Raw genomic sequence first — 15,648 nt, forward strand, 5'->3', positions numbered from 1 at the left:
CAGCACTAGGGAGCGTCGGATCATCACCCGCTGCGGCAGTCGGGCGGAAGACACATGGCGTTCGCACAGAAGAGTCCTTCGACGAGGGATGGCTGTTCTTCCGCGGCGACCCTTCCGACGCGCACACCAAGGAGTTGGATGTCCGCTCGTGGCGCCGGCTCGACGTCCCGCACGACTGGCGGATCGAGGACCTTCCCGGTGGCTACCAAGGGGGTGGCGAGAAGACGGCCGACCCGTCCACGATGGCGTTCGGTCAGGTGCGCGGCCCCAACGAGACCGCGCCCAGCCGGATCGGCCCCTTCGACGCCAAGGCGGACCCGGTCCCAGACCAGGAGTTCACCCTGCCGGGCGTCGGTCACCTGGTCGTGCCAGGTGGACGGGCTCAGGGCTACACCGTGGGCGACATTGGCTGGTACCGAAAGGAGTTCACGCTCCAGCCAGGATCAACCAGTGAGGACTGCCGCGTCGAGCTGCGCTTCGACGGCGTGTACGGACGCACCGAGGTTTGGATCAACGGTGTCAGCCTCGGTCACCACCGCCACGGCTACACCCCCTTCGCGTACGACCTCACTCCGCACCTGAAGCGACGTGCGACGAATGTGCTGGCTGTCCGTGTCGACAACCGGGGAAAGACGAGCCGTTGGTACACCGGTTCGGGCATCTACCGCCACACCTGGCTGACGACCACCGGCCCCGTGCGCATCCCTTTGTGGGGCGTCAAGATCACCACCCCCGACGTTGGACGAACCTCCACGGTCCGGGCGGAAGTCAAGGTCACCTCCGCCGAGCGGAACGTCAACGCCTCCCTGCGGTTGACCGTCCTCGATGACCGCGGGCGCACCGTCGCGCGAAAGACGGTCCCCTCGAGCCGGGTGCCGGCCGCCGACGTCCAGAGCTACACCGCCGATGTGAAGCTGCGCGACGCGTCGTTGTGGTCCCCCCAGCGCCCCACCCTCTACCGGCTTCGGACCGAGGTACTGGTGGCTGGACGAGTCGTTGACAGCACCGAGAACACCTTCGGTATCCGCTCGATCGCGTGGAACGGGGAGGAAGGCTTCGTCCTCAACGGCGGCCCTGTGAAGCTGCTGGGCGGCAACATCCACCACGACCACGGACCGCTGGGCGCCTTGGCTCTGGGCCGTTCCGAGGAACGGACCGTCGAGACGCTCGTCGCCGCTGGGTTCAACGCCATCCGCACGTCACACAACCCTCCCTCCCCAGCTCTTCTCGACGCCTGTGATCGCCTGGGCATGCTGGTTTGGGACGAGTTCACGGACGTGTGGGACATCCCTAAGCAGCCGGACGACTTCGGCAACTACTTCGCTGACGACTGGCAGGCGGACCTTGAGGCGATGGTGGCGCGCGACCGCAACCACCCCTCCGTCATTGTCTGGTCCCTGGGGAACGAGGTGGCAGACCCCAACGGCTTCGGGACCCGGATGCGCGATCTCGTGAAGTCCTTGGACTCCACTCGCCCGGTCACGACGGGCGCCACTGGACGCGCCACCTTCGACCCGGACGTCATCGACATCCACTACGGCAACAGGACGGCTCTGTTCGTGGGGGCTCCCGTGCCCAACGACGTCTTCGCCGCGCACCAGGCTGCTCAGGGCAAGGCACTGACCCAGAGTGAGAGCTACCCCTTCTCCATCTACGACGACTACCGCCTGGCACAGGACAACCCCTGGATGGCGGGCAGCTTCGTGTGGACGGCATGGGACCACATTGGTGAATCAGCGATCGGGGCCACCGCCTTTGGAAGCGACGTGCGAAGTGCCACGACCTACGCGCTCAAGAGCGCCGGCGGGCAGGTCGGGTACCCGTGGTTCAACAACTTCTCGGGCGACATCGACCTCATCGGCCAGCCGAAGCCGCAGAACCACCTGCGCCAGGTTGTGTATGGCCACAGTGAGCTCGAACTCCTGGTCGCGCGGCTCGCACCGGAGGGCACCGTCCAGGTACCAACGTGGTTCGGCTACTACGACGAGCAGCCGAGCTGGAACTGGGACGTGGCCGACCAACAGCCGCTGACCGTCCACGCGTACACCCGGGGGGACAGAGTCGCCCTCTACCTCAACGGAGCTGAGATCGCCTCTCGGCAGGTCACGGAGGCTGACAAGCGGGTTGCCACCTTCACCGTGCCCTACGCAGCAGGCGAACTGATGGCCATCGCGTACCGAAACGGCTCGGTGGTCAGCCGTAAGACGCTCCGGACGACGGGCAAGGCGGTCGGCCTGCGGCTTACCCCCGACGTGGAGAACGTCACGACGAACCGAGATGAACTGGTGCACGTCCTAGTCGAGGTCGTTGACAAGTCCGGACGGGTCGTGCCAGACGCTGTCGAGCGCGTCTCAGTTGACGTTGCGGGCGCTGGGAGGCTCATCGGCTTCGGAAACGGAAACCCGCACAACATCGACAGCTTTCAGCAGCCCCGGCACCACACCTGGCACGGCCAGGCCTTGGCCATCGTGCGCCCAGGGAAGTCACCCGGGCGGCTCGTCATCGGCGGCAGGGCCTCCGGCCTCGAGCCCGTCACCATCGCTCTCAACGTCAGGCCGCGACGAGGCTAGCCCATTCACCATGCGACGCGCGCGCGCCTCCCTTCACGAGGCGGCGCGCGTTTCCTCGACAACGAAGAACAGTCGACCATGCGCAAGAGCGGAGAGATTGAAGTGCCCCACTCTGCCGCCTGCCGGCCAGCACCGCGTGTTGGATTCGTTCAGGGTCACGGACAAGACTGACGTGCGAGTGTGGACCGTCAAAACGAGCCGATATGCCTCCGTGCTTGATCCGCCGCCTCGGTCACGTCGACGCCGTGCCCTTGAGTCCGTCACAGACGAAGAACACGTCCGCCACGCGGCGGTTCTTCAGGTCCGCCAGCACGTTCATCCAGAACGTCGCGCTCTCACCGCCGCCCTGACCGGCCCACAGCCCGAGCGCGTCCCGGCGACCGCCCAGGTCCAGCCGCTGAGCAGATGGCCCCATCGCAATCATTAGCGCGCTTCGAAACCCGGATACGGGTTTGGTGCGAGATTCGCGAAGGCAGCGGCGAATCACCTAGTCGAGTGGGCGATGGACCAACGCGTCTCCCGGATCATGGACGGCGACCTGGCCTGCAGCGGTGACCTTCGCCCTCCAGTCCGCGGGGTCGGCCATGATCACACGGGTCGGCGGCGGCAATGGTGGGCGCCCGAGGAGGTGATGGGCGACGGCGGCCGTGATGTGGGCCCTCGTGAACGGTTTCGTCACGTACTGGTTGGCTCCGGCTAGCAGGCCCGCATCGATCTCAAACTGGGAAGTGAGTGCGCTGACCAGAATCACCGGAACGTCACCGAGGTGCCGTTGCCGACGGATCCACCAGCAGACTTCGATCCCACTCAGGCCGGGCATCTTCACATCGAGTAGGACAACGCTGGGAGATAGGTCGGCCAGCATTTCGATGGCCTGTCGTCCGTCTTCAACCTGTACCGATGCAAGACTAGCCCGGTCGACAGCCAAGGACAGCAATGCGCGAACGTCCGCGTCATCGTCGGCGATCACCGCGAAAGGCCGGCTTGGAGAACCCTGCATCCCAGCCCCTGTCGACGACGGCTGAAGACTGAGCACTTGTCGACGGGTGGAATCTGACCACCTGCGGTGGCCCTGTGGAGGGTGATCAACGTGGAGGACTGGGCGGAGATCCGGCGGCTGCGTCGGGCTGAGGGGATGCCGATCGCTGTGATCGCGCGCCCGTTGGGTGTGGCTCGGAACATGGTGAAGGTCAGACGGTCGGGAGCGGGGGAAACCGATGGCCTCGCAAGGCGCTGACCTGCGGTTTTGGTGGCCAGGGGCGGGGTCGAACCGCCGACCTTCCGATTTTCAGGTCTTGGCGGTCGTGGTTGGAAGTTTGAAGGGGACCGTCGCACGCCGCCGTTGGCCTTCCAGGGTCCAGCATCGGCTGGTTGTGTCCCGTCGCGTTGCTGTCACAGCTGCTGTCGGGCCACCCTTGCGCTCGCAGCCTCTGAGCGTGCAGCGGATTCACGCGGGATTCGGAACTCAGAGGGAACACCACGCGGCGTGGGCCCGCGCGGGCGATCGCGTCCGCGCACATCGCACCTGGTACTCGCATTCAGTCACCCCGAGCCGGGCCAGCCATACTGGCTATCGTGCTGCCGGCCCTCCGTGGGCAAAGCCCGCTCTCGGTCCAGTCAACTCCCGTCGTGTGCGTCGACCCGACGAGGTGGAGCGCGCGTCTCAGACTGTTGGCTCGCCTTGAGATCCGGGTCCGTCAGCGGGAGATCTCGCACCACCACCGCCGGCCTCAGTGCGGCGTGGTAGGTGCAGGGAAGCACCCGTCGAACGAGCGATGATGCGCCCCATTTCTGCGAACAAGGCGCGTCCTTGGTCGTGGAGCCTACGACGCTGGGGTCGATGCCGTCGGTGTGAGTTGGTGGCTCCCACTTGACCCTGCGGATCGGTTCCCAGTCAGGACGCAGACTCGGAGTTGCGGCGTCGCGTCAATCAATGCTGCACCCGCGCAAGACCCTTCTGGTTCGACGTGAGGGTTAGCGTGGACAGTGACCGCAAGGTACCGCGGGTTCTGAACAGCTGATGCGCCGAAGCCATTCGTCGCGAGGGGACAGCTCATGAACAAACACCTGTACGCGATCGAAGCAAGGAAACGCAGCCGCCGGCGGCTAAGCGTGGCCGATCTCGCGGCACACCTCGACCATCGTCTGTACGGTCAGCCAGCGGTCCCGGGGGCGACCCGGCAGGGGTGTGCGAAGGCAGCGCAGGCGGGCTTCGCGGCCGTCATCTGCCGCCCCGAACGCGTCGCCGAAGCCGCCCGTGAGCTGAGCGGCACAGCCGTGGCGGTCGTCACCGCAGTGTGCTGGGACACCCCGGGCACCACCCACTTGGACACGGACAGCATGCTCAGCCAAGCCCTGACGCTGGCCGACCACGGCGCCAACGAGGTGGCCCTGTTAGCCACCAAAGAGCGCATGGCCCCCAGCGGCGCCGAGTTCGAACGGCAGATCAACGCCCTGGTGGCCTGCATGGGCAAGCGAGACGTCCGCGTCCGCGTCATCCTGGACACCGAATACTTGACCCGGCACGACATCGCCACCGCGTGCCGGCAGGCCACCGACGCGGGCGTGTGGATGGCCCAGGGCGGTTCCTGGCGCGGACCGCGGACCGGCTTCACCCAGGTCGAGGCGATGAGAGACTCCCTCGGAGCGGACGTCCTGTTGAAGTGGACCCAGCCGGTCCGGTCCCTCCAGACCCTGCTGCTGTGCATCGCCGAAGGTGTCGAGCGCTTCAACGGTGACGTCGACCAGCTCATGGCTGCAGCGCGCCGCAGCGCTGCAGCGGGCCCAATGATCGTGCCACTGCCCCGCACGGACTACTGACCCGCACGCCCCGCCCGTCACACGCCCGCCCCCACGTGATCGTCGCGTGCGGGGTATGTGGCGCCCATCGCTAGGACCTGCCTGTGTCGCCGCGCCGCGCGGTCAGGGAGCATCATCGGTGCAGCGGCGATTCATGAGTCGGCTGGGGTGTGGGTATCGACGACCTGAATCGCAACAAGCCCTGGGCAGGACTGCTCTTCACAACCCCGGAGTTGTTCACTGCCAGCCCAAACTTTGGTTCGGGCGACCTTGCTAGCACTGTTCGGGAGGTGGTTATCGTTCGGGTACGGAAAGGATGAGCAGGGCGAGGTCGTCGGTCAGGGGGCCGTTGTGGAACTGGTGGGCGGCGGTGGCGAGGTGGTCCGCGGCTGCCTGGGGGTCGGTGTGTGGTCCGCCGGCGAGCAGGCGTGCAGCGCGGTCGGTGCCGAAGAAGGCGTCTTGGTCGCGGGCTTCGACGAGGCCGTCGGTGAACATGCACAGCAAGTCTCCCGGGCGCACGATCACGGTGCTGTCGGTCAGGTGCGGCCGGTCGACCAGGCCGGGGGCGGTTCCCAGCGTGCCTACAGGTTCGACGCGTCCGTCGCGGTGGCGCAGCAGGGGTGGGTGGTGCCCGCCAAGGCAGATGGTGAGCTCCATACCGTCGGCGGTTTCCTGCGCTACGGCGTAGATGAGGGTGCAGTACTGCTCGTCGGGCAGGTCGCGCAGCAGGATTTCGTTGAGCCGGCGCAGTACCTGGCTGGGTTTGTGGTGGGCCAGGGCGAGGGTGCGCAGGGTGTAGCGGATGAGGGCGGTCACGGCGCCGGCTTGGGCGCCCTTGCCTGACACGTCGCCGAGCACGATGCCCCAGTGGGTCCCGTCGATGGGAAAGACGTCGTAGAAGTCGCCGGCGACCTCGTGCGGTCCGCCGGCTGGTTCGTAGAGCGCGGCCAGCGAGCAGCCGGGGATCCTGGGTAGGTGTGCGGGTAGCAGGCTGGAGCGTAGGGTCTCGGCGATACGGGTGCGTTCGTTGAGGAGCTGGCGCATCCGCTCCTCGCTGTTCCGCCGGTCGGTGATGTCTCGTAACGTCACGAGTTCGCCCACCAGCGTCCCGTCGCGACCTCGCACGGCATGACGGCGTATCTCGAAGTGCCGTTGCTGGCCGCCGATGGTGATCTGCCGTTCCAGCGGCCGTTGGTCGAGTACGCGACCTGTTGCCGTGGTGGCTTGCTCGGGCAAGGTCGGGGACAGCATCGGAAGAAGCCGGGTCAGGTCCTGCCCGATCAGGTCTGACCGTTGGCGGCCGAGCACGGTCGTGGCGGCGGGGTTGACGTCGCTGACATGCCCGAAGGCGTCGCACAGAAGTACCGCCTCGGGCATGGTGGCCACGGCCAGGCCCCAGCCCAGTGGGGCGAGATGGATCAGGCGTTCCCGGTACAGTCCGCCGACGAGGACCGCTCCGGTGACGGTGAACGCGAACGGTGTCAGGTCCAGCCGCGAGAACGGTCCGATTTCGAGGTTGTACAGCAGGTTGGCGGCCCACGGCAGGAGCGCCGCGGCGATCATGGTTACCGCGGCGACCCTGTAGGTTCGCGAGAGCCGCCATAGGCTGGTCAGGAACATGGCAGTGGCGGTCAACAGCACCGCGTTGGCGTAGCCGAGGACGGCCCAGAACAGCGGGCCGGAGCCCACTGCCGGGATCTGCCCGGGCGCCGGCGCTTCCTTGTAGTAGCGGATCAGGTCGTGCGTGCTCGGAAGTGCTAGCAGGGCGCAGACAAGGGCAGGTTCCACGGCCAGCACCATCAGTCGCCGGCGGGTGAGCAGGCGGCTGCGGCCGGTGTACTGGGCGACGAAGACCAAGAACGCCGGTGGTAGCACGGTGATCCCGAGGTACTTCAGATCCCCCCACCGGCCGCGGGTCGCCAGGTCCGTCGTGGACAACTCCATGGCGTAGGCAGCCGCCCACCAGGCTGCCGACACCAGAAGCACGGCAAGACTGGCTCCCGCAGCCGACCCGCGCCTGCGTCGAACGTAGGCTGCCATGACGGCCAAGACCAGCGCCGAGCCAACCGCCGAGGCGGTCAGCAGCCGCAGCATGAACACGCACCCTTGGTAGATGCTTGTGACCTCGCCCTAGGCGCCACCGGGCGCCAGAACTGGGGGTTCCAGGCCAAGTAACGCCCACCGATGGCTTGCGGAGGCAGACATGGTGCGGCCGTTGCCGGAGTTCTCGAGCGGTCGCCCATCACGCTGGAGCCGGCGGCCGACGTCGTGATGCCGGTTCTGCAGACCCGCGAGCATGTCGACCAAGGGGCCCGCCCCGACAGGCAAACGTGCCCAGACTCGGCTGCCGCGCCGTAGAGACCAGCGCAACGACGGTGGTCAACGTGTGACGCGTGCGGTCCGCGGTCTACCGAGCCCCTGATAGACCTCAGCTGAACACGGACGCAGGGGCAGGCGGAGCTCGCCACGATCACGGTGTCATTATGTTCGCCTGCGTGATGGGGCACGGCGTGCCGGAGCCACCCCTGGCTACACCCTGACTTGCGCATGAACCCCTCGTTGCGTCGCGGTGCCCGTCCCCGAGGCCCTTCAACCAATCCTCAGGTCCTGCCGCCATTTGCCTGAGTGCGCCCCAGTTCTGTAGAGCACTGCCTTGACTTGGCGAGGCGCCCTCACCCACCCCGTGGGGAACGGTCGCCGGGTCCGGTACCGGGCTTTTGGCCTGCCGGCTCAGCCCTGAGTCGGGCATGCCTCATCATCTCCAAACCACGACCCAACGTCGTGGAAGCCACGCCAACCCGGGTACCCAGGAATACGAACCGACCCATGTGACCTCGTGCTCGAAGCGCCTCAGCGGCCGGCAGCCGGGACGGGCACCGCGCCGAGGCGCGCATTTCCCGGCTTGCTTGGGCGTGGGCCGGCGGGGTCGACAAACCGAGGCGGGTCGTCGCCCTGCCGGTTCACGGGGTGAGATAGACCGAGGCGCCGAGCTCGACGAACTCGCGGGACTTGTCCTCCAGGCCCTTGGCGATGGGGTCCTGGCCATCAAGGCCGTGCTCGGCGGCATATCGGCGCACGTCCTGGCTGATCCGCATGGAGCAGAACTTCGGTCCGCACATGGAGCAGAAGTGGGCGGTCTTGGCCGGCTCGGCGGGCAGGGTCTCGTCGTGGAAGGCGCGGGCCGTGTCGGGGTCGAGGGAGAGGTTGAACTGGTCTTCCCAGCGGAACTCGAAGCGCGCCTTGGACAGGGTGTCGTCCCAGTCGCGTGCCCCGGGGTGGCCCTTGGCGAGGTCGGCGGCGTGGGCGGCGATCTTGTAGGTGATGACGCCGGTTTTGACGTCGTCGCGGTTGGGCAGGCCGAGGTGCTCCTTGGGTGTCACGTAGCAGAGCATGGCGGTGCCGTGCCAGGCGATGTGGGAGGCGCCGATGGCGGAGGTGATGTGGTCGTACCCGGGGGCGATGTCGGTGGCGAGCGGCCCCAAGGTGTAGAACGGCGCGCCGTGGCACCACTCCTGCTGCAGGTCGACGTTCTCCTTGACCAGGTGCAGCGGGACATGTCCCGGACCCTCGACCATCACCTGCACGTCGTGCTCCCAGGCGCGCTGCGTTAGCTCGGCGAGGGTGCGCAGCTCGGACAGTTGCGCCTCGTCGTTGGCGTCGGCGGTGCAGCCGGGGCGGAGCCCGTCGCCGAGGCTGAACGCGACGTCGTACTGGGCGAAGATCTCGCAGAGCTCGTCGAAGTGGGTGTAGAGAAAGTTCTCCTCGTGGTGTGCCAGGCACCACCCGGCCATGATCGCCCCGCCGCGGCTGACGATGCCGGTGATCCGCCGTGCCGTCATGGGCACGTACCTCAGGAGCACACCGGCGTGGATGGTCATGTAGTCGACGCCTTGCTCAGCCTGTTCGATGACGGTGTCGCGGAACACCTCCCAGGACAGCTCGTGTGCCTCGCCGTCGACCTTCTCCAGTGCCTGGTAGATCGGGACGGTGCCGATCGGGACGGGGGAGTTGCGCACGATCCACTCCCGCGTGGTGTGGATGTCCTCGCCGGTGGACAGGTCCATCACGGTGTCGGCGCCCCACTTGGTCGCCCACGTGAGCTTGTCGACCTCCTCGGCGATCGAGCTGGTCACGGCGGAGTTGCCGATGTTGGCGTTGACCTTCACCAGGAAGGCGCGGCCGATGATCATCGGTTCGCTCTCGGGGTGGTTGACGTTGGCGGGGATGATGGCCCGGCCGGCGGCCACCTCGGTGCGGACCAGTTCGACGTCGCAGTTCTCGCGTAGGGCGACGAACTCCATCTCGGGCGTGACTTCGCCTTGCCGGGCGTAGTGCATCTGCGTCACCTTGTTGCCAGGCGTGGCGCGCAGGGTGGGCTGGCGTTCGCCTCGCCACTCGGCCGATGCGGCGCCGCGCCGGATGGCTCCGCGGCCGTCGTCGGCGAGGGTGCGTTGGCGCCCGGTGTATTTCTCGACGTCACCGCGGGCGGCCACCCAGTTCGCTCGCAGCGGCGGGAGGCCCTCCTCGGGGACGCTGCCGGGGCCTGAGGTGTCGTAGAGCCGGTGTGGCGGGTTGGGCACGGGAAGGCCGCCGGGGCCGGTGGAGTCCGAGAGCGCGACCTCGGTGAACGGCACCGACAGGTCGGCGCGGCTGCCTTCGACGTAGATCTTGCTGCGGGCGGTGGTGCTCATGGTTTCCTCCGGTGGTCGGTGATGATCGGAATCAGGGTGGCGGGGGCGTTGGTGGTGATCGGAATCAGGGTGTTGGGGGCGTTGGTGGTGTTCGGGATGGGGTGATCGGGACAGTGGCGGGGCCGGGGAGAAGATGGCTGACGGGACCTGGCCCGCGCCCCATCCGCCAGCCCGCCGCCGCGACCAGGGCGGCACGGACGAAGTCGCGGGCCAGCTCGACCGCGGTGGGTACGTCCGCGCCACGGGCCAGGGCAGCGGCTGCGGCTGCTGCGAAGGTGCAGCCCGTGCCGTGGTCGTTCGCGGTGGGAATCGACAGGGCGCGCAGCTCGACGGTCTGCCCGCGATGCGCGAGGACGTCGACGCGGTGGTCGCCGTCGACCCGGCCGGTCACGACGACCGCGGACGGGCCGAAGGCGAGCAGCGCGAGTGCGTGCGCCCGCTGCTCGGCGCTGCTGGCGGCTCGCGTGGTCCCTAACAGGGTTGCCGCCTCATCGGTGTTGGGCGTGACCAGGAGCGCGTGGGGCAGCAGCTCGCGGGCCAGCACCCTGGCGGCGGCATCGCTGGTCAGCCGGTCGCCGCTGGTGGCGACGAGCACCGGGTCGATCACCAGGCGGGGCAGCAGACCTGCCGCGGCGAGCTCGGCCACCGCCCGCACCGTGCGAGCGTCGCCGAGCATCCCGGTCTTGACGGCGGCGACGGGCAGGTCGGCGAGCACCGCGCGTACCTGCGCCACGACAATCGCCGCGGGCGTCGGGTGCACCGCGTGCACCGCTGTGGTGTCCTGCACGGTGATTGCCGTGATTGCGCTGGTGCCGTGCACCCCGAAGGCGGCGAAGGTCGCCAGGTCGGCCTGGATCCCGGCGCCGCCGCCGCTGTCCGAGCCAGCGATCGTGAGCGCCACCGCCGGAGTGCTCATCCGGTCACCTCGGCGACGAGCCGCGCTGCGATGTTTGCTGGGTCGTTCGCGCGCATGACGGCGCCCATGACGGCGACACCGTGGGCGCCGGCCTCGAGCCATTGGTGAGCCGCGCCGGCCTCAACGCCGCCGAGGGCCAGCACCCGTGGTGCACCGGGGTTGAGGTAGGCCGCCCGTTCAAGTAGGGCGCGCACGCCGTCGACACCGAGGGCCGGTCCGTACCCGGGCTTGGAGCCGGTCGCGGCCACGGGTGAGAGCGTGACGTAGTCGCATCCCTCGTTCGCGGCACGGCGCAGGTCGTCCTCGTCGTGGCAGGACCGGCCGACGAGGACCGGACGCTCCCAGTGCGGGAAGGGGTCACGGGCGCGCAGGTGCACCCCGTCCAACAGGTCGGCTGTCATCGCATCGGGGCCCGGTCCTGGACTCCCGCCGGCCGGTCGCGGCTGGTTGGGCAATGGGGCGGCCCACAGCAGCGCTGCAGGGGAGCCGGCGGCCTGGGCCGCAGCGCGGACCTGCTGACCCAGTGCCCGGCGGGGGCCCGGCGCGAGCTGACGTTCGCGGACCACCACCCCGTCCACGCCGCCCTCGAGCGCGGCGGCAACGGTGGCCGCCAGCGTGCGGCCGTTGCGAACGGCGTGGCCGTCGGTGAGGAGCAGCACGCGGGGCACGGGGACGCTCGCCCGATCTGACCGAGGCCTCATCCCTCGACCAGGCCCTCGAAGGAGGACGACGCCTTGGCCAGGTGTCGGCGCGGGATCCGTCCGGCCAGCCTGGCCAGCCGTCCCGCACGCACCGCATGCCCCATCGCCGCCGCCATCGCCGTCGGGTTTTCGGCCCGGGTCACCGCGCTGGCCACCAGCACGGCGTCGCAGCCCAGCTCCATCGCTAGGGCGGCGTCCGATGCGGTCCCGACTCCGGCGTCGAGGACCACGGGGACCTGGACGGCGTGGCGGATCATCTCGATCGCGTGCGGGTTCCGGATCCCCAGTCCACTGCCGATCGGGGATCCCAAGGGCATCACTGCGGCGCAGCCCACGTCAGCCAGTCGGCGTGCCAGCACCGGGTCGTCGGTGGTGTAGGGCAGCACGGTGAATCCATCGGCGACCAGCCGTTCGGCGGCGTCGAGGAGCTCGACGGCATCGGGCAGGAGGGTGCGGTCGTCGGCGATCACCTCCAGCTTGACCCATGACGTCTCCAGCGCCTCGCGGCCCAGGTGCGCGGTGAGCACCGCGTCCCGTGCCGTGTAGCAGCCCGCGGTGTTGGGCAGGACTCGGACCCCGCACGCGTCCAGCAGGTCGAGCAGGCCGCCCGTGCCGGTGGACGGCACGCGTCGCATTGCCACGGTGACGAGCTCGGTGCCCGAGGCCCGGATCGCGCCTTCGAGCGCACTGAGGCTCGAGGCGCCTCCCGTGCCGAGTAGGAGCCGGGACCCCAGGCGTTCACCACCAAGGATCAGCACGTCGTCGTCAGGATCGTCGTCGCGGCTGTCTGCTGCGATGTCCGGCGGGCCACTGGATCGGACCGTGGCCACCTCAGCCTCCCTGCATCGCGGTGACGACCTCGACCCGGGACTGCTCGGTCAGGTGCGTGGTGGGCCAGGCGTGACGGTGGACGACCTCGCCGTCGACGGCGAGGGCGATGCCACGCCTGGGTAGCTGCATCGCCGTGACGAGGTCGGCGAGCGTGCTTCCGGCTGGTGTTGCGGTTGGCTTGCCGTTGAGCACGATCATCATCGGGTGGCCTCCTGTGGGACGGGTCGGGGCAGGAACCGGGCGGGGGAGCAGGCGGCCGCCGCCTGCGAGCAGGGGCGGCCGTGGACGAGGTCGGCAACGGCCGCCGCGGTCGCCGGAGCCATCAGGACCCCGCCGCGGTAGTGCCCGGTCGCCACGAGCAGGCCCGACACCGATGTCGCGCCGATCAGGGGAAGGTTGTCCGCGGTGCTCGGGCGCAGACGTGCGCAGGCTTCGGCCAGTTCGAGCTCCCTGACCTCGGGCACGACAGTGGTGGCTGCGCGCAGCAGGTCGTGCACACCGCCCGCGGTGATTCGGGTGTCGGGTCCGATGTCCTCTGTGGTGGCGCCGACGACGAGCTCGCCGCCGGCCCGGGGAACCAGGTAGACCTGCTCACCCGCTACTCGCGCTCGCACGGTGCGCGACACGAGACCTGCCGCGCCGCGCAGGCGCAGGATCTGGCCCTTGACGGGGCGGACCGGCGGCACGGTGCCTGGCGGCAGCCCCGGGAGAAGGCTCGAGTCGGCACCGGCCGCGACGACGACGACGTCACAGGGGTGGTGTGACCCGTCGGCTGCGCGGGTGACCGCGACCGCACGCCCGTCGCGCACCACCGGGACTGCGCGGCTGCGGTGCAGGACAACGCCAGCGCCTGCAGTTGCGATGAGGAGCGCGCGGGTCAGCGCGCGGGTGTCGACGCTGTGGTCCCCGGGCACCTCCAGCCCCGCCACCGTCCGCGGCGACAGGGTCGGCTCCAGTGCGCGGGCGGCCCGCCCGGACAGCAGCTCAGTCGAGCGCCCTTCGCGCCCGGTGAGCTCGGCGAAGCGGCGCAGCTCGCGAGCGTCATCCGCGTCGTGGGCGACCAGGATGGTGCCGTGGCGGCGCAGCCCCACCGGTCGCTGTGCCGCCTGCTCCAAGTCCGCGGCGAACCTTGGCCACCTGCGCATCGACTCCAGCCCGAGCCCGAGCACCTCGCTCTCCCCGTAGCCGCTCTCGCTGACCGGCGCCAGCATCCCCGCTGCCGCATGAGTGGCGCCACCGCCAGGGTTCGGGTCGAAAAGCGTTACGCAGCAACCGGATTCGGCGAGCCGCCACGCGATGCTCAGACCGATGACGCCAGCGCCAACGACACACACGGTGGGCCGTGGGGCGCTCATGCGCGGCGTCTCCCAGCCCACGGGGTCATGGCCTCGAGCAGGCGTGCGGTGGCTGCCTGTGGGTCGGCCTCGTCAGACACCGCCGTGACGACGGCAACTCCGTGCGCGCCGGCGCCCATGAGCTCGGCGATGTTCGTGGCATTGACGCCACCGATCGCGAGCACGGGAAGGGGTGCGCCGGAGGTGACGGTACGCAGCCCCGCCGCCCCGAGAGGGTTGGGGAGGCCATTCTTCGTCGCCGTAGCGAAGACCGGTCCGACACCGAGGTAAGCCGCCCCTGCGCGCCCGGCGTCGGCCGCGGCCCGCGGGTGTCGCACGGTTCCGCCGATCACCATGCCGGGACCGGACAGTCTTGTGGCGTCCTCGATTGGCAGGTCGTCCGCCCCGAGGTGGACCCCATCAGCGCTTGCCGCCATGGCAAGGTCAAGACGGTCGTTGACCAGCACCAGGGCGCCGGCGGGGCGGGCCAGCAACAGCACCCGCCGCGTGAGGTCGACCACCTCACGGTCGGTGGCCTGTTTCGCCCGGACCTGAACGGCGATCCGCTGGCCACACGCGCCGCTCGCCGCAAGGGCGGCACGCACCACTGGCAGCGGGTCGCGACCCGATCTGGTGTCAGTGATGAGATGGAGCCGCGGTATGGCCAGTGATGGCCGCCGATGGCGATGAGCATTGGGCACCGAGCTTGCGGTCATCAGACTCCCGACTCCCTGCGCCGGCATGATCCGGATCAGGTTTGGACGGTCGGGGCTGCGTCAGCCCCCTCTCAGCCCGGTGCACCGGACTCCCGTGAAGGACGTGTCCGACCTTAGCCCACACGGTCGGCAGGGTGCTGCCCCTGGTCCGGATCCTGGGCAAGCGGCCTTCGCTGCCACATCCGCGGCTCGTCACGGGTCCCCACGGGCCCGTGAGACTGCCGGACGTGGCTCGTCGCGCGGCAGTTGTGCCCGGAGGGCGTGCAGGCCGATTCAGGCCTTTAGCACCGCTGCGGTTTCGAGTCGACGATGTGGGCAACATGGACCTGACCCTGCCGCGTGATGGCTATCCCCAGTGGCGTGCCGCGTCCGGGTAAGGGGCGCAGGGAGATCGTCAGCCCAGCTGGCAGGCGTGGCCGTGGTGGTCAGACCAAGGCGTGGAGGCGGCGCAGTTGAGCGTGCCGATGCACGGCTCGTGTCGTCCGTCCCGGGAGGTTGCGTCCCTACCGCGGCATCACAGGCTGCATCGCTTTAGTAGCAAGGCGGATGAAGGTCACGAGTTGATGATGAGGTGGCGACCGGCAACGACGAGGTGCAGCTCGTCGCATGCGGCGGCGAACCTCTGGTTGACGTCGCCGAGGAGGTCGGCGTAGAGCCGGGCGGAAGGGTGGGAGCCCACCCCTCCCAGACCTACCTCGTCGGTGACGATCACGATGTCAGGGGGGAGGCCTGCGAGGGTCCGGTCGATCTCGGCGCCCAAGGCCGGCTGCCATGTCGTCGGCGGCTGATCCCACGCCTGCAACACGTCCAGGCGGGCGGCCAGCCAGGTGCCCAAGCTGTCGAGCAGGATCGAGGAACCCGGGTCGGACTGGCTGAACGCCGTGACCAGATCCGTGGACTCGATGGTCTGCCAATGGGGAGAGCGTCGGGCGCGGTGGGCGTCGACGCGGTGTGCCCATTCCGGGTCTGTGCCGTCGGGGACCGCGCCAGTGGCAACCACTGTGACCGGGGTTGCGTCGGCGAGCAGCCTCTCCGCATGGGCGGACTTGCCCGAGCGGACGCCACCCGTCACCAGGATCCTCACGGCGCG

Annotated in this window: 12 protein-coding genes, 2 pseudogenes and 1 riboswitch; of the genes and pseudogenes, 3 read left to right on the forward strand and 11 right to left on the reverse strand. The window is 69.1% G+C overall.

Going from position 1 to position 15,648, the window contains the following annotated elements; all coding sequences use genetic code 11:
* The first annotated feature begins 134 nt into the window (after positions 1–134).
* Positions 135–2,570 (forward strand): glycoside hydrolase family 2 TIM barrel-domain containing protein, encoded by a 2,436-nt coding sequence (locus tag ACXJKD_RS13435; protein ID WP_457255116.1) that lies wholly within the window; start codon positions 135–137, stop codon positions 2,568–2,570.
* A 247-nt stretch (positions 2,571–2,817) separates the two neighbouring features.
* Here the strand turns inward: ACXJKD_RS13435 and ACXJKD_RS13440 are convergent.
* Positions 2,818–2,964, reverse strand: a pseudogene (locus ACXJKD_RS13440) (transposase); the annotation flags it as partial.
* A gap of 93 nt (positions 2,965–3,057) precedes the next feature.
* Positions 3,058–3,540: a response regulator gene (locus ACXJKD_RS13445; RefSeq protein ID WP_457255117.1), complete on the reverse strand. Its 483-nt coding sequence runs from the start codon at positions 3,538–3,540 to the stop codon at positions 3,058–3,060.
* A gap of 111 nt (positions 3,541–3,651) precedes the next feature.
* On the opposite strand from ACXJKD_RS13445, the pseudogene ACXJKD_RS13450 reads away from it, so the two are divergent.
* Both ACXJKD_RS13450 and ACXJKD_RS13455 read left to right on the forward strand, forming a co-directional pair.
* Positions 3,652–3,759: pseudogene (locus tag ACXJKD_RS13450) on the forward strand (IS21 family transposase); the annotation flags it as partial.
* A gap of 866 nt (positions 3,760–4,625) precedes the next feature.
* On the forward strand, positions 4,626–5,390 hold the full coding sequence (locus tag ACXJKD_RS13455; RefSeq protein WP_457255118.1) for a hypothetical protein: 765 nt from the start codon (positions 4,626–4,628) through the stop codon (positions 5,388–5,390).
* Positions 5,391–5,663: 273 nt separating this feature from the next.
* Here the strand turns inward: ACXJKD_RS13455 and ACXJKD_RS13460 are convergent, their stop codons facing one another.
* The 9 genes from ACXJKD_RS13460 to ACXJKD_RS13500 form a co-directional block, all read right to left on the reverse strand.
* A complete protein-coding gene (locus tag ACXJKD_RS13460) occupies positions 5,664–7,463 on the reverse strand; it encodes a histidine kinase N-terminal 7TM domain-containing protein (RefSeq protein WP_457255119.1) in 1,800 nt (599 codons plus the stop codon).
* Positions 7,464–8,329: 866 nt separating this feature from the next.
* Entirely contained in the window at positions 8,330–10,060 is a 1,731-nt protein-coding gene (gene thiC / locus ACXJKD_RS13465; RefSeq protein ID WP_457255120.1) for a phosphomethylpyrimidine synthase ThiC, read from the reverse strand.
* Between the two features lie 64 nt (positions 10,061–10,124).
* The gene (gene thiD / locus ACXJKD_RS13470) at positions 10,125–10,976 is read right to left on the reverse strand and encodes a bifunctional hydroxymethylpyrimidine kinase/phosphomethylpyrimidine kinase (RefSeq protein WP_457255121.1); all 852 of its coding nucleotides are present in this window, start codon (positions 10,974–10,976) and stop codon (positions 10,125–10,127) included.
* Positions 10,973–11,635, reverse strand: a complete 663-nt coding sequence (locus tag ACXJKD_RS13475; RefSeq protein WP_457255122.1) for a thiamine phosphate synthase — start codon at positions 11,633–11,635, stop codon at positions 10,973–10,975. The genes thiD and ACXJKD_RS13475 overlap by 4 nt, the downstream gene beginning before the upstream one ends.
* A 38-nt stretch (positions 11,636–11,673) precedes the next feature.
* Positions 11,674–12,507, reverse strand: a complete 834-nt coding sequence (locus ACXJKD_RS13480) for a thiazole synthase (RefSeq protein WP_457255123.1) — start codon at positions 12,505–12,507, stop codon at positions 11,674–11,676.
* Between the two features lies 1 nt (position 12,508).
* Complete coding sequence (thiS, locus tag ACXJKD_RS13485; RefSeq protein WP_457255124.1) at positions 12,509–12,709, reverse strand: sulfur carrier protein ThiS; 201 nt, start codon at positions 12,707–12,709, stop codon at positions 12,509–12,511.
* Positions 12,706–13,863, reverse strand: a complete 1,158-nt coding sequence (gene thiO, locus ACXJKD_RS13490; protein WP_457255125.1) for a glycine oxidase ThiO — start codon at positions 13,861–13,863, stop codon at positions 12,706–12,708. Before thiO ends, thiS begins: the two co-directional genes overlap by 4 nt.
* Positions 13,860–14,558 (reverse strand): thiamine phosphate synthase, encoded by a 699-nt coding sequence (gene thiE / locus ACXJKD_RS13495; RefSeq protein WP_457255126.1) that lies wholly within the window; start codon positions 14,556–14,558, stop codon positions 13,860–13,862. The genes thiO and thiE overlap by 4 nt, the downstream gene beginning before the upstream one ends.
* A riboswitch (TPP riboswitch) is annotated at positions 14,554–14,664 on the reverse strand. Its footprint overlaps the gene before it by 5 nt.
* A gap of 447 nt (positions 14,665–15,111) precedes the next feature.
* Positions 15,112–15,642: a bifunctional adenosylcobinamide kinase/adenosylcobinamide-phosphate guanylyltransferase gene (locus ACXJKD_RS13500; RefSeq protein ID WP_457255127.1), complete on the reverse strand. Its 531-nt coding sequence runs from the start codon at positions 15,640–15,642 to the stop codon at positions 15,112–15,114.
* Between the last annotated feature and the right edge of the window lie 6 nt (positions 15,643–15,648).

This window comes from Pedococcus sp. P5_B7 (assembly GCF_054049895.1).